The 13450-nt window shown below is 49.8% G+C and carries 17 protein-coding genes; 16 read left to right on the top strand and 1 reads right to left on the bottom strand.

The genetic code is table 11. From position 1 onward, the window contains the following. Positions 1–18: 18 nt before the first annotated feature. Together GC101_RS06130 and GC101_RS06125 are read left to right on the top strand one after the other, a co-directional pair. Positions 19–939 (top strand): hypothetical protein, encoded by a 921-nt coding sequence (locus GC101_RS06130; protein WP_171716524.1) that lies wholly within the window; start codon positions 19–21, stop codon positions 937–939. Positions 940–1931: 992 nt separating this feature from the next. Then, complete coding sequence (locus GC101_RS06125) at positions 1932–2555, top strand: hypothetical protein (RefSeq protein WP_171716523.1); 624 nt, start codon at positions 1932–1934, stop codon at positions 2553–2555. Between the two features lie 126 nt (positions 2556–2681). Here GC101_RS06125 and GC101_RS06120 read toward each other — a convergent pair whose 3' ends face one another. After that, complete coding sequence (locus GC101_RS06120) at positions 2682–3299, bottom strand: nitroreductase family protein (RefSeq protein ID WP_171716522.1); 618 nt, start codon at positions 3297–3299, stop codon at positions 2682–2684. Between the two features lie 325 nt (positions 3300–3624). Between GC101_RS06120 and GC101_RS06115 the strand changes: the two genes are divergently transcribed. From GC101_RS06115 to GC101_RS06050, 14 genes are all read left to right on the top strand, one after another. Further along, the gene (locus GC101_RS06115) at positions 3625–4062 is read left to right on the top strand and encodes a DUF1641 domain-containing protein (RefSeq protein WP_042136226.1); all 438 of its coding nucleotides are present in this window, start codon (positions 3625–3627) and stop codon (positions 4060–4062) included. A 40-nt stretch (positions 4063–4102) separates the two neighbouring features. Then, positions 4103–5281 (top strand): NAD(P)/FAD-dependent oxidoreductase, encoded by a 1179-nt coding sequence (locus tag GC101_RS06110; protein WP_171716551.1) that lies wholly within the window; start codon positions 4103–4105, stop codon positions 5279–5281. Between the two features lie 215 nt (positions 5282–5496). Further along, entirely contained in the window at positions 5497–6288 is a 792-nt protein-coding gene (locus tag GC101_RS06105) for an alpha/beta fold hydrolase (RefSeq protein ID WP_246354186.1), read from the top strand. Between the two features lie 228 nt (positions 6289–6516). Next, a complete protein-coding gene (locus tag GC101_RS06100; protein WP_171716521.1) occupies positions 6517–7146 on the top strand; it encodes an SGNH/GDSL hydrolase family protein in 630 nt (209 codons plus the stop codon). Positions 7147–7335: 189 nt separating this feature from the next. Then, positions 7336–8376 carry a YhfM domain-containing protein gene (locus tag GC101_RS06095; protein ID WP_171716520.1) on the top strand — a complete coding sequence of 347 codons (1041 nt, stop codon included), beginning with the start codon at positions 7336–7338 and terminating at the stop codon, positions 8374–8376. Positions 8377–8381: 5 nt separating this feature from the next. Next, positions 8382–9128: a type I methionyl aminopeptidase gene (gene map, locus GC101_RS06090; RefSeq protein ID WP_039297084.1), complete on the top strand. Its 747-nt coding sequence runs from the start codon at positions 8382–8384 to the stop codon at positions 9126–9128. A 94-nt stretch (positions 9129–9222) separates the two neighbouring features. Next, complete coding sequence (locus GC101_RS06085; protein WP_171716519.1) at positions 9223–9543, top strand: carboxymuconolactone decarboxylase family protein; 321 nt, start codon at positions 9223–9225, stop codon at positions 9541–9543. A gap of 37 nt (positions 9544–9580) precedes the next feature. Further along, positions 9581–10171, top strand: a complete 591-nt coding sequence (locus GC101_RS06080; protein ID WP_171716518.1) for a DJ-1/PfpI family protein — start codon at positions 9581–9583, stop codon at positions 10169–10171. A 218-nt stretch (positions 10172–10389) separates the two neighbouring features. After that, positions 10390–10812: an Rrf2 family transcriptional regulator gene (locus GC101_RS06075; protein WP_171716517.1), complete on the top strand. Its 423-nt coding sequence runs from the start codon at positions 10390–10392 to the stop codon at positions 10810–10812. Between the two features lie 19 nt (positions 10813–10831). After that, positions 10832–11128 carry a hypothetical protein gene (locus GC101_RS06070; RefSeq protein ID WP_171716516.1) on the top strand — a complete coding sequence of 99 codons (297 nt, stop codon included), beginning with the start codon at positions 10832–10834 and terminating at the stop codon, positions 11126–11128. 385 nt (positions 11129–11513) lie between these two features. Next, positions 11514–11693, top strand: a complete 180-nt coding sequence (locus GC101_RS06065) for a hypothetical protein (RefSeq protein WP_042136244.1) — start codon at positions 11514–11516, stop codon at positions 11691–11693. A 44-nt stretch (positions 11694–11737) separates the two neighbouring features. After that, complete coding sequence (locus tag GC101_RS06060; RefSeq protein WP_171716515.1) at positions 11738–12286, top strand: GNAT family N-acetyltransferase; 549 nt, start codon at positions 11738–11740, stop codon at positions 12284–12286. Between the two features lie 29 nt (positions 12287–12315). Then, positions 12316–12687 (top strand): hypothetical protein, encoded by a 372-nt coding sequence (locus GC101_RS06055; RefSeq protein ID WP_171716514.1) that lies wholly within the window; start codon positions 12316–12318, stop codon positions 12685–12687. Between the two features lie 23 nt (positions 12688–12710). After that, a complete protein-coding gene (locus GC101_RS06050) occupies positions 12711–13385 on the top strand; it encodes a DUF4085 family protein (protein WP_171716513.1) in 675 nt (224 codons plus the stop codon). The last annotated feature ends 65 nt before the right edge of the window (positions 13386–13450 follow it).

Genomic DNA, 13450 nt, shown 5'->3' with positions numbered 1-13450 from the left:
TTTAAGCAGAATACAGTAATGCCGGAACAGCTGGAGACACAGATTTCCGCAAGCTTTGATCAGTACTTCAAATTCCAAAACGAACGGAAAACCAAAAGACATATACGTGGCACTGCAAGGATAGCGGTTGTTCTCTGCGGCCTGATGCTGTTCGGAGGCGTGGTTTATGGTGCGGAAAGGTTATGGGCCGTTACATATGGTTCTACTGGAATAAAGGTGATCGTTCATTCAGACTATACTGAATCCGATGAACACGGTGAGCACGTGAAGCTGCTTGTTGAAGACATTCAGACTAAACTGGCTGTGAATGAATCCGCCTTCCTGTACGTATCACTGCCCAATGGGGGATATGACCTGCTTAAGGTGAACTGTCCGCAGCTGTTCTCCGATATAGAGAGCTGGAAGGAGGTCATCGAGCCAATTACCGGAAAGCTGGCTGTGCCAAGCAGTCTGCCGGAAGGATATTATTTTGCCGAAGCGAGGTCTGACAGTCAGCTTGGGATTATAGACGAGTCCTGGGTAAAGAAATACACCAATGTCCTCTCGAAAAGGGTCAAGCCCGGTGAGGATTATGCCTGGATCAAGAGCTTCAACACTCCTAATAGAATAGCTAAGACTGTAAGCCCGCAGCTCATATATGAGGGCCCAAGAGGGAAAAGTGATGCAATTGTGGTTATGTATACGCCTAGCGGACTGGAAGCGCAGCTCACAGCAAATTTTGCAGCGGCTACTACGGTTGAGGAGATGAAGGTTGGAGCTTTAGATGCTTTATATATTGTGAATAAAGAAGCTTATGGGAACCAAAACAACTATTATGCTTATATCCAGTGGATCGAGCTAGGGGAGAATAACGAATGGAACATTTTGCATGAAGTAAGCACAGAATCACCGGATGTATCCAAAGAGACTCTGCTTAAAGTTGCCGAAGGCCTGCGCTAAAGCGGCCTATGCCAAGGTCAGCTGCATGCTTGTCCCGCTATAACTAAAATAAATCCCCCTATAACACATATAAACCTCTATTATTGATAACTTCATCAACAATAGAGGTTTATATTATAACCACTATACCCATGTTCTTCTCAGACTCCTTATCCTATCCTTTGTACTCAGCCGGGTAGAAATCGTCCGAGGCGGCAGTGAATTTGCCTATCCTGCCCGTTAAATCTTCTCTAATTCATCCGCTGATCACGATAGGATTGATTGTGGGCTTTTGAGCTTTAAGAAGCTCATACCATTTCGTGTAGGGATGGATTGAAAGCTGTAACGCCAGGATCAAAGATATAGTCTCAAGCTCAGGGAGTACAGCTGCTTAAGAGGACTGCCGGAGATTCTGCCCCCGCATGCGTTCTTACCGCAGTGTATGGTTCCTTGAGTTGATACCTGTATTATACCGTGATAGGCAGTAGCTGTAAAAAGGCGAATGCTTTAAATTTGCGGTTATTTTTCACTGTAAGATCATGTAAACGCTATTATGCTTCCTTATCCTTAGTTTTTAAGGAGGATTCCGAACAATAGTTATTCCCTCTAAACTTAATCCAACGTAACCCAGTCGCTGCAAGGAGGGATAAATACTCTAACGGAATCTCAGTCCGAATGTCCTGCGTATTCGCCATTTCTTCGCAAATAACGGAATCTCAGTCCTCCTCACCAGCTGATGAGTTCATGAGCCTGTGATGCTTCAGCCAATCTCCCGCTAATCTCCAGCCAAGCTCAGGTGAGGAACAGTGCAATTGCCAAGCTTCTTAGCTCAGCATGATTTGTCCGCAGGTAGCTTCACAATCTATACTTGATTCACCTGCAGGGTAAATTTGGTGCCCTGGAACAGTGCTGTCTTAAAAAATGGACGGCAAAAGCGTTGCCGTTTGCTGTATAATTTACTGATTGTTATGTTGCGGTTCAGCTATCCGGGCACTTGAAGGAGGAAGAAAAGGATGAGTTTGTTTGGAGTGAGGCTTGACGGAACCCGCAGCGGGTTAATCAAGTCTTTTCTGGAGGATAATTATGTATGTGCGGGAGATCCCGTTGCTGGAGATCTGGAGTTCAGCGGGAGAGAGGATATCCGCAGCAGGCTGGCTGCATCCGGAGCTTATCAGGGGCGGGAGCTGGAAGAAGCTCTCAGCAGTTTAGACACCTTCGTCAACATGATGCAGGACGGGGATTATGTGCTGATTGCGGATGAGGAATGGGTATACCTTGGCGATTTGGGTGATTATTTCTATGATGCCCGGCAGGAGAGTGTGGAGGGCGGAACTGCGCACCGGCGCGGAGTAACCTGGCTGAAGAGTCTGCCCCGTACAGCTGTGAATTCTGCAGTACAAGCACTGCTTGCTTCGGATCAGGAAGTAACCCGCTATTCAGGGGTGCTGCCTGCAGCAAGAATGGATTTGTGGCTTGCAGATTCTTCGGATGTGGATGTGGAGACTGCTCACTCCCCGGCCCGTGTGGATGAAGCCACAATAGCTGAGGCGCTGGCTGTTCTGAAGGCTGCCCTGCACAGTCCCGATGCGGAGCGGCGGGAACGCGCGGCAGCGGCTATATTGCATTATGCCAAATGAACGAACATCAGACTGAAGCTTTATCTTATAAAATCACAGCAAAAAGGTCTTCCAGTTAAGCTAGCTGCCGGAAGACCTTTTTGCTGTCAACTATTAAATAGGGACTTCTCTGGACCCGGTGTAGTCTCAGATAAATTCTACGAACTCATTAACCGGCTTGCGGTAGCCGCGCGGTCTAATTTTGTGCTTGTTGTCTTTGCCGATCGTAATCAGCATTACCGGAACGAAGTTGTCGCTGAGCCCGAGAGTAGCTTTCACCGCTTCCGGATCAAAACCGATCATCGGGCAGGTATCCCAGCCCTTATCCTTGGCAATCAGCATGAACTGCATAGCTGACAAGGACGCATTGCGGATTGCTTCATCCCGCTGGAAAGCGTCTTTTCCGGTATAAGAATCATTAATAGACTGAATGGTGCGGTCGTAATCCTCTTCGCTCATGGCTCCCAGCATTTTAAGTCCGCTATAGATTTCTGGAGCCTGCTGGTAGGCATTTTTGTCACCCAGTACAACGATGACAGCCGAGGCGGTGTGGATTTTGTATTGGCCGTACGCACCTTTACGGATTTCTTCCTTCACAGTGTCATCGCTGATGACTTTGTAGTGGGCGTGCTGCAGGTTGAAGGCCGATGGAGCCAGGCGGGCCAGTGAGAACATCTCCTCCAGCTCATTCTGTGGGATTTTTACCCCTTCAACGAAATTCATAGCCGATCTGCGGGACTGAACCAATTCTGAAAAAGTACTCATAAATAATGACCTCCATTGTGATATGTATGTTGGTTAGTAATAATCAATAGCTGATATTAATTAATAAACTTACAATAAGTTACTTGCATAAAATATCACGACCACAAGCATACGTCAATGATTAAACAACATTAAATTGTGAATTTTAGTTCAAATAGTCGATAAATTTTGAAAAAGCGAGAAAAGAAGTGATTATAATCACAAAATAAGGCTATAAAGCCAAAAACATTGTGACATTTATTACAACCGGAATGTTATAATAGTCACATAGTTTCAGTGGATGAATACTTTTAAGCAGCAATGCCATTGTAAAGGAGACTTCGATATGTCAGAAACCATTACCCAAACCCCTTTGGAACAAGAAATACCCGCAGCAGGCCTTCCCCAAGAGGATTTGCTGAATCAGCTTCTGAAGCCGGAAGTTCAGGAATCCCTGATTCTTCTGGTGGAGCAGCTGCCGCAGATTACCCAACTGGTGAATGTATTAACCAAATCGGTCGATTTTGTACAATCGGTTGCAACGGATGAAGTTTTGAAAAATGATACGGTAGGCGCAATCAAGGAGATGGCGGGTCCTGTGGTAGGCTCTGTCAAGAATCTGGCGGCTACGGTTATTGAAGCGAAAGACCGCGCGGATGCAAGCAGTGAAACCATCAGCCTGTTTGGCATGATGAAAATGATCAAGGACCCGCAGGTACAGAACGTGCTCCGTTTCATGAATGCATACCTGCAGGTCAGCGGCGAACGCCAATCCGGTAAATAATTATTGTTCAATTCTTAATCGTAAGGACGGAGGAAATATGATGTCAAAACACATAGTTATTCTAGGTGCAGGTTACGGCGGCTTATTGAGTGCGCTAACCGTGCGCAAATATATGAGCAAAGCTGAAGCCAGAGTTACAGTGGTTAATCAGTATCCAACACACCAGATCATTACCGAACTACACCGCCTTGCAGCAGGAAGTGCTTCGGAACAGGCGGTTGCCATGCCGCTAGCGAAGCTGTTCGCCGGTAAGGATATCGATCTCAAGATTGCCAAGGTTAATTCGTTCTCGGTGGAGAATAAGCAGATCATCCTCTCGGATGGAGTAATGCTGACTTATGATGCTCTCGTTGTCGGTCTGGGCAGCACGACGGCTTATTTCGGCATTCCGGGACTTGAACAGTACAGCATGGTGCTGAAATCAGCGGCGGATGCACTGCGGATTCACGGACACATTGAAGACCGGATTCGTGAATATGCCAAAAGCGGCAACGCGGCCGATGCAACCATCCTGATCGGCGGGGGCGGCTTGACAGGTGTTGAGCTTATAGGTGAAATTGCCGATGTACTACCCAAGCTGACTAAGAAATATGGAGTGAATCCGGCTGAGATTCAGCTGCTGCTCGTAGAAGCCGGACCGAAGATTCTTCCGGTTCTGCCGGATCATCTGATTGAGCGCGCTACAACCAGCCTCGAGAAACGGGGAGTTCAGTTCCTGACAGGTCTTCCTGTTACTAATGTAGCAGGCAATACCATTGATCTGAAGGACGGCCGCCAGATTGTGGCGAATACCTTCGTCTGGACCGGCGGCGTACAGGGTAACCCGCTGATAGGCGAGTCCGGGCTTGAAGTGAACCGCGGCCGCGCAACCGTGAATGAGTTCCTGCAATCCACTTCACACCAGAATGTATTTGTAGCCGGTGACAGTGCGGTTGTGTTCGCACCGGACGGCCGTCCGTATCCGCCAACGGCACAAATTGCCTGGCAGATGGGTGAACTGATCGGCTATAACCTTTACGCTTACCTGAATGATAAAGCCTCCGAGACCTTCAGTCCGGTGAATTCCGGGACACTTGCCAGTCTTGGACGCAGAGACGGAGTAGCGATTGTCGGCGGCAATTCCACACCGCTGAAGGGTCTGCCGGCAACGCTGATGAAGGAAGCAAGCAATGTCCGGTATTTGACCCATATTCACGGGTTGTTCAGTCTGGCCTATTAATTCTCTCCTAACCATCTATACCTAATGCAGGCCGCTTCCATGCGGCAGATCATCCCCTTAAACCGCCAGCAGGCAGTTGAAGGGGATTTTTCATGAATACAGACTGTGAAAGGAGAGCTGTGTGAAATTACATAGTAAATTACTGGAAGGCCCTTTATCCTGAATGAGGCATACATCCTTTATATGAACTTTTTGCGCAGCACTAGGAGGAGAAGATGATTCAGAACGGGTTTATCTGCAATTGGATGGAGGTTCAAACGGACGGGCAGGGCCGCGGATTGTATTATAAATATTCTGCATACCGTGCGCCTGCTGTCATCTTTATTTCCGGATTAGGGGATGGTTGCGATTCCTGGAGCGGTGTCCAGGAGAATATTGCGCAGCATGCCTCAACCCTCGCTTATGACAGAGCCGGTACCGGGAACAGCCCGCGAGTGCCGGGACCGCGCTCCTGCCAGGATCTGGTGGAGGAGCTGTACCGGCTGCTGGCACTGCTGGATATTAAAGCCCCTTATATTCTGGTCGGTCATTCCTTTGGCGGTCTGGTAGCCAGACTGTTCGCCTGCTGTTATCCTGAGCGGACTGCGGGAATTGTACTGATAGATGCTGCAGGCGAATATAAGGAGCTTACTTATGAGCGGGTGCTGCCCCGTCAGTATATCGCTGCGAACCGGGCGTACCTGCTGAACCCTTCGCTCAATAGGGAGCAGATCGATAAGATGCACAGCTATAAACAGATCTCTGCTGCCCGGGGTTCCATGCCAAGCCAGGTTCCGCTGTCGGTGATAACCAGAGGGCTTGCGGATGAGGATGGATCAGACTGGCCGGCACACGCGATACTGGAGGTTGAGCAGAAGAGCCAGGCGGAGTTCCTGGAATTATCCGCGGCCAGCAGGCAGGTGATCGCCGGAAGCAGCGGTCATTATGTCCATCATGACCAGCCCGGACTCGTCATTAATGAAATTATAGGGATGATACAAGCTCAATCCAACGAGCTTAATCACTGATATCAGCGTCTTCACAAGAACCTTCACAGTACTGGTGATTTAGATTGATTACACAGCGGCACAAGGAGCAGCAGAAGGCAACCTGAATACTGCCCTGCATGAAGCGCTTAGAGCCGTGAACAGATTTACTCCGTAAATATGTAATGAAAACGTATTCGCAGGAAAATCTATTTGTTATAATGTTGATGTTTATACCATTACAGATGTTTTCATAGGAGGATTTCAGGCATGCCATTTCAAAAGAACGATATCATCCTGTTCCAGGGTGATAGTATCACGGATTGCGGCCGCAATTACGCAGACGCTTCATCGCTGGGTGTAGGTTACGCGCTGATGGCGGGCGCTCGTCTTGGGCTGCAGTATCCGGAGAAGAACCTTACCTTCATCAACCGCGGCATCAGCGGCAACCGCGCCGTGGATTTGCAGGAGCGCTGGGACCGGGATTGTCTGGAGCTGAAGCCGACCTGGGTGTCGATTTATATCGGTGTTAATGATACCTGGCGCTGGTTCGATTCCGGGCAGGAGACGACAGCGGCTGAGTTCGAGGCTTCCTACCGTGATCTGATTGAACGCACCAAGCAGAGCCTGGATGCCAAGCTGGTACTGGTTGAGCCGTTCGTACTGCCGGTGCCGGAAGACCGCAAGGGCTGGCGTAAGGATCTGGACCCGAAAATTCATGTGGTCCGTGAGCTGGCCCGTGAATATGGCGCTGCATTGGTCCCGCTGGATGGACTGTTCGCCGCCGCATCGGTTAAGGCCGAGCCTGCCTTCTGGGCCGGGGATGGCGTACATCCTTCACCTGCCGGCCATGCGCTGATTGCAGAGGCCTGGATGAAGGCTGTAGGGGCTATAAGCTAAAACAGAGTATAGCGGGAAATTCCCTACATATTGAATTTGCTGCACAGACCGGTTCCTGCGTATGCAGCGGACCGGTTTTTGGCATATACCTGAGCAGACCGTTGCCTTCAGGGTGACACGCGGCAGATACGTGAATTTCACTCTGCTTAAGAAGGCTGTTATACTTGTATCATACATAAGGATGTGGAGGTGGAACCCATAAGGCGGTTACTGCTGATTCTGCCTGTTCTTCTGGTTGTTCTATTAAGCGGATGCCAGAATGCTTTCGGCTACATTAATTCAAGATGGATTTCTGAAATTGATTTGACCTATAACTCTATAGAGAGCCAAGCGGAGACGGCTCCCTTTGAGTCCAGGATTTTCAAAGACGGCGAGTTCATTAAGACGATGGCTTCTGCCATGAATACAAGCAAGCGTATTGCGGGAGAGCTGGATTACGATGCGGATTTCAGCATGAAGCTGGTCTACGGAGATGGTTATACAGAAGACTTTATTCTGGGCTTGGGCCAGGAAGAAGGGAGTAGCGGACTGCTGCTATCTGCTGAGCGGAACGGGACGGGCTATAAAGTCTCTGCCAAGAATGCCGATAAGCTGCGCAAGCTGATCTTCAGCGGCGGAAGTCCAGCAGCGGCGAAGTCCGAAGCGGAGGAGGCATCGGTGGTAACTCAAGGTCCGGTAACGGTCTCACGCAATGATTTATACCCGGTCACAGGAAACAAGGAATTCCTGAATCTCCAGCTGCTGAAGGGCAGCTACAGCGAGGATTGGTCCATCGCTTCCCCGCTGGCTGGACGGAGCTGGAGCGGTCAATTCCGGCTGGCCATTACGGATGAACAGGGCGCAGCACTGGGCACGTTCGCGCTGAGCCGGCATTTCACCGAAGAATTGAGCTTCGGCGATTTGTTCCAGATTCAGTTCGCTGATTATAACGGGGACGGTAATCCCGATTTTACGGTTGGCCAATATGGTTCTTCGAACGGATCATTGTTCAAGCTGTTTACAGTGAAGCCGGATCATTCGATCCAGGAACTGCAGATTAAAGGAGCGGCTTCCGGGCTGTTCATCAGCAGTCCTGACCGGTATTCGGTTAAGCTGGACGTGATCGAAGGCGGTTTCCGGGCGGATCATTATGACAACGCTCTTGGCAGGCAGGTTGAGACTTCATACCGCTGGGACGGAGCCGCTTTTCAGGAGGTAGCCGGAGAATCAACAGATAAGAGAGGAATGTGAACAGGATGACGAGCGAGACACTGCAGGATTTGCAAGGACTGAAGGCAGCCGGTAAAGTGGTGGGCCACACCATCGCCGAGATGAAGAAAAGTGTAGTTCCCGGAATGACGACTGCAGAGCTGGATGAAGTGGGCGCGAGGATTCTGAACCATTTTGGCGCGAAATCTGCCCCTAAGGTAACCTATAACTTTCCCGGAACCACCTGCATCAGCGTCAATGAAGAGGTGGCACACGGAATCCCGGGTCAACGGGTAATCCAGGCCGGTGATTTAATCAATATTGATGTTTCGGCCGAGTTGAACGGGTACTACGGGGACGCCGGGGTATCTTTTCAACTGCCTCCTTATAATGAGAAGCTGGTCCATCTCTGCCGGAGTACGGAGGAAACCATGATGAGCGTGATTAATCACCTCAGAGCGGGAATGAAGGTGAATGAGATTGGCCGGGTCATGGAGTCGGAGGCACACAAGCGCGGCTACAAGGTTGTGCGCAATCTGTGCAGCCACGGCATCGGCAAATCGTTGCATGAGAAGCCCTACGAGATCCTGCCGTTCTATAATCCGCGGGTAACGACTGTGCTGAAGGAAGGTCAGGTCATCACGATAGAGCCATTCCTGTCTACGGGTGCGGATTTTGTAGAGCAGCAGTCGGATGGATGGACGCTCAGTGTGGCGGACAACAGCCGTGTTGCCCAGTATGAACATACGATTGTGGTCACCAAAGGCAAACCGATTATTCTGACAAGCGCCTAAGAGCTTAGCACCTAAGAACGAACAGATACGGTCTGCCCTCATAAGGGTGGACTTTCTTTGTTATTCCGAACCTAGAAATAGAGGGACAATGAAAATGGATAATGTATCGCAAGTCAGCAACGCTTTTATGACATTTATGAAGGAAGCACCAGAGCAGCATCGAGCCTGGGTGGAAGCGGTGCAGAAGCTGGATGCAGCAAGTGCGCTTGATGCCCTAACAGAAGAAATTGCCTATATCTCTGTACTCGCGGCGGTCAGGCTGGAAAGCGGGCTGGCCTTTCATGTCAAGCATGCCAAATCACTCGGCGCTACCCGTGAGGAGATTATCAGCGCAGTCCTGCTGCCTCTTCCGGCTGTAGGCAATGTGGTCATTCAGGCCTTGCCCGTTGCTTTGCAGGCTTACGACAGCGAGTAATACTTGCAGAACGACGGATATTGAAGGAGCGGGTAGCGTGAAAATTGCTTTTATTCTGTTTGACGGCATTACGTTTCTGGATTTCGCGGGTTTTTATGATGTAATCTACAGGCTGCGCCAGTTCCCTGCAGGGGAAGGGCTGGAATGGGATATCTGCGGTCCGGCCGGGGAAATCACAGATGAAATGGGGCTTACGGTCAAAACCGGTAAAGTGCTGCCGGATTTATCAGTATATGATCTGGTATTTGTACCCGGCGGGTTCGGGACGAGGGCATTACGTCATGACGGGAGCTTTATCTCCTGGCTTCAGGGAGCAAGCGGGGTTCCATATCTGGTTTCGGTATGCACCGGTGCCCTGCTGCTGGGTGCTGCCGGATTGCTGGAGGGACGCAGGGCCACAACACATGCATCGGCTTATGAGCTGCTTGAGCCGTATTGCCGGGAAGTGGTTCATGCCCGGATTGTGCAGGACGGGAATGTTATTACCGGAGGCGGGGTCTCAACCTCAATTGATCTGGGATTATATCTGGTATCCTTGTTTGCCGGCCGGGAGGCTATGGCTGCCGTGAAGCAGCAGATTGACTATCCGTATGATGCACAAGGCATTGTAATGTATTCCAATGAGTAAAACATCGAAACCGGAGGGATGAAGGTGAATAGTTAGCCGGGAGCGGCGATAAGCAGATGATCCGGATTGTGAAGAGTAATCTGGGGAAGAAACGGCTGAGTCAGAAGTACCCCAAGGAGGTGAGGAAACTCCTTGCAGGATTGACAATTGTCTAGAATGTAACTATTATTGTTACATCTGCCGGGAGACATTCTGGTCAGTATGAAGGAGAGATTCCCATGAACATCAGCACCCGGTTTGCGGTCGCTATTCATATTCTAACTTTAATAGACAGCAACAAAGACGGTAAAAGCACCTCGGAGTGGATCGCCGGCAGCGTCAATACGAATCCGGTTGTCATCCGCCGCCTTACAGGCATGCTGAACAAGGCCGGTCTGGTGGAGGTCCGCCCCGGGGTAGCCGGTGCGAAGCTTACCCGAAGTAGCGCGGATATCACGCTTCTGCAGATTTACAAGGCGGTCAATGCAGTGGAAGAGGATTCACTCTTCTCTGTCCACGAGCATCCGAACCCGGAGTGCCCGGTCGGCAAGAACATTGCCGGGGCAATTATTCCCGTGTTCTCACTTGCGCAGAAAGCGATGGAGAATGTGCTGCAGGAGGTTACACTGGATCAGATCGTACATCAAATTCCTGTTACGTGAGGCAGAGGAGGAAGGTGCTATGCGAAACTCTATGCCAAAGCGAAAAGGCGCTGCTTTATATATAACGGTGTTGCTCGGGCTTGGATTATTGTATCTGCTCATTTTTCCTTCTCCTACCCCTGAGCTCGCTGTACGCAAGAGCCTGCTGATCCGTGATCCGGTGGCTGCATTGGCGGGCAGGGTTACAGAAGGACGGATTAAGGATGATCCAAGGTACGGTAATCTGTACTACGCTGAACAAACAGAGCGAAGCTACATCTATGTGAAGAAAAGCAGGCTGGGCTGGCATGTAACCTCAAGCGGCACCGGCCCGTGATGTAAGATTTTGTAGACTGCCACAGAAACTTAAGGAAACTTTCAGCAGAGATTTATGTACTTTTAAGGTTCGGGGAGTATATTAAAGATCTCCACCCCCCAGTGGATACATTTATGCTAGACCCCGCCGTGCCTCGGCAGGGTCTATCTCTTTGTTTAGGACTTATAAATTCATCAAACCTTTATGTGATTTTCATCAGGCGTTAAGCTTCAGCCTGTATATTAATCACATGACCCCCTTATAATAGACTTTGGCCCTGCCGGTTCCCGGCAGGGCCCCTTTTTTGCGGCTACACAAATCGCTGCTGCTGTCTTTACACATTATTCCAGATGGTTTAGACTGACACCATGTGTGGCTTACTGGAATAAGGGGGAAGAGCATTGATATGATGGTATTTTTGGCACTGATTATATGGTTCCTGTCGTTGCTGGTCTTTATGCTGATTATCCGCAAGGCCATTGATGGATCTAGGGCTACCTACAAACTGGACGAATTGATTCAGGAAATCCGGCTGCTCCGCAAGGAGATCAAGGAGAACAAGCATATTATAGACAAGCGGCTGTAGCGGACGGTGCTGCCGGCAACTCATCTCTAAGGAGTGATTACCTAATGATTCTGTTCTACAGCGGGGACCTGAGCGTCCGTAGGCTTGAAAGGGAAGATGCGCCCCTGCTGGTACGGTGGCTCTCCGATCCCGCAGTGCTGGAGTATTACGAAGGCCGGGACCGTCCGCATGATCAGACGCTGGTGCAGGCGCATTTCTATGAGGATGAAGAGGATGGGGTAAACCGCGGGATTGTGCAGTTCAAAGACCGGCCCATAGGTTATATCCAGTACTATCCTGTCGGCAGGGAAGAGAAAGAAGAGTATGGTTACGCGGATTATACAGGCAGGATCTACGGGATGGATCAGTTCATCGGCGAGCCGCAGATGTGGAATCGGGGCATCGGATCGACGTTGGTAGGAGGAATGGTGAAGTATCTGCTTGAAGCGGAGCAGGCCGACCTCATTGTTATGGACCCGCAATGCCGGAACCACAGAGCGCTTAGAGTGTACGAGAAGAATGGTTTTGTACGCGGCAAGCTTTTGCCGGAGCACGAGTGGCATGAAGGTGAATGGAGGGACTGCTGGCTCATATCCTATAATTCTAAATCTTAATTGTACATATAAATAAGGGGATGTTGTATATGAAGAACCGATTCACAATTCTGGGAGCCGCACTGATTCTGGGCCTTTCGTTTGTGGCGGGTTGCCTGCTTATCAGCAAAGAACGGACAACCGGCTTGGAGCAGGCAGCTGTGAGCCAGACCACAGTCCACCCGCTTCTGACGCTTGCCGAGACGGCGGAGCTTCTGCGGATCAGTGAAGATCAGGTGATCAATATAATCAAGGCGGAGAATGCGATTTTGAGCAATAACGGGCCTTTCGAGGGAATGATGCTGCCTTATATCAAGGTGGATGATAAGTTCCTGTTCAACGTTTTGGAAATACAGAACTGGGTTCAGCAGGCGACACTTGAAAAAAGGGTATATATGGGCACGAAGATTACCAATAGATGAGACTTGGGGAGTAAAGGAGCCAAATGAAATTTTATACATATTCATGGTATGAAGAAATGCAGGTGCGCGGCTTCATGGTGTTCCCTGAGACGGAGCAGGATTGGCTGGAGGATGTTGCGTGGCATGCTGCGGAGGGGCTCAGCTATAAGGAGAGGACGAGGGATTTCCTGGAATACCTCAAAACGGATTTGCTAAAGTACCTTCCGGAGTACTTCCATCCCTCCATTCATGACGGAACGATTAATTCTACTTATCCTGAACCTGAGTTCAAAGAACAGGCGCAGCAGTGGCGTAGTGAATACGAAGCCAGGATGAAGGTGCTGGATGATGAATACTATAGAAGGTATCTGTCTATTAAGGACAGCTTACCTGTACATGCTGTTCAGCTAGTTGAGAAGTCCCTTCATGATTCAAGGGTGATTTCATATGCTGTGCCGGCGGAGGAGGTTGTGGAGATCATTCTGGACTGCAGCGGAGCCATGCATTATCAGTGTGATATCAGACTAACCTTTACCGGGGTGACCGGGTTGGAGCTGCCTGAACGCCTGAACAGAATGGTCTGGTTGTATACCGAGATCTATGCGGTGGAACAAGGGTTTGAGTTACGGGTTCTGCTGGATTCGCCGCTGAGTGAGCTTAGAATTACTGCACAGGATGTATCATTTGAAATGCTTAGTGAACCCAAATACAACGAATGACTGCTTCGGAGCCTGGCCAATTGGCCGGGCTTTTTTATAGGAAGTTATGATATTCGTCAGTTGTA

The sequence above is a fragment of the Paenibacillus phytohabitans genome (assembly GCF_013141775.1).
Lineage (GTDB): Bacteria > Bacillota > Bacilli > Paenibacillales > Paenibacillaceae > Paenibacillus_AQ > Paenibacillus_AQ phytohabitans.
Note: the sequence above shows the minus strand (reverse complement) of the source record. Positions and strands in the feature narration are given on the sequence as shown.

Coding starts and splice junctions, on each gene's coding strand:
- GC101_RS06130 (WP_171716524.1), top strand. CDS start 19: ATGCCGGAACAGCTGGAGACACAGATTTCCGCAAGCTTTGATCAGTAC.
- GC101_RS06125 (WP_171716523.1), top strand. CDS start 1,932: ATGAGTTTGTTTGGAGTGAGGCTTGACGGAACCCGCAGCGGGTTAATC.
- GC101_RS06120 (WP_171716522.1), bottom strand. CDS start 3,299: ATGAGTACTTTTTCAGAATTGGTTCAGTCCCGCAGATCGGCTATGAAT.
- GC101_RS06115 (WP_042136226.1), top strand. CDS start 3,625: ATGTCAGAAACCATTACCCAAACCCCTTTGGAACAAGAAATACCCGCA.
- GC101_RS06110 (WP_171716551.1), top strand. CDS start 4,103: ATGTCAAAACACATAGTTATTCTAGGTGCAGGTTACGGCGGCTTATTG.
- GC101_RS06105 (WP_246354186.1), top strand. CDS start 5,497: ATGATTCAGAACGGGTTTATCTGCAATTGGATGGAGGTTCAAACGGAC.
- GC101_RS06100 (WP_171716521.1), top strand. CDS start 6,517: ATGCCATTTCAAAAGAACGATATCATCCTGTTCCAGGGTGATAGTATC.
- map (WP_039297084.1), top strand. CDS start 8,382: ATGACGAGCGAGACACTGCAGGATTTGCAAGGACTGAAGGCAGCCGGT.
- GC101_RS06085 (WP_171716519.1), top strand. CDS start 9,223: ATGGATAATGTATCGCAAGTCAGCAACGCTTTTATGACATTTATGAAG.
- GC101_RS06075 (WP_171716517.1), top strand. CDS start 10,390: ATGAACATCAGCACCCGGTTTGCGGTCGCTATTCATATTCTAACTTTA.
- GC101_RS06070 (WP_171716516.1), top strand. CDS start 10,832: ATGCGAAACTCTATGCCAAAGCGAAAAGGCGCTGCTTTATATATAACG.
- GC101_RS06065 (WP_042136244.1), top strand. CDS start 11,514: ATGATGGTATTTTTGGCACTGATTATATGGTTCCTGTCGTTGCTGGTC.
- GC101_RS06060 (WP_171716515.1), top strand. CDS start 11,738: ATGATTCTGTTCTACAGCGGGGACCTGAGCGTCCGTAGGCTTGAAAGG.
- GC101_RS06055 (WP_171716514.1), top strand. CDS start 12,316: ATGAAGAACCGATTCACAATTCTGGGAGCCGCACTGATTCTGGGCCTT.
- GC101_RS06050 (WP_171716513.1), top strand. CDS start 12,711: ATGAAATTTTATACATATTCATGGTATGAAGAAATGCAGGTGCGCGGC.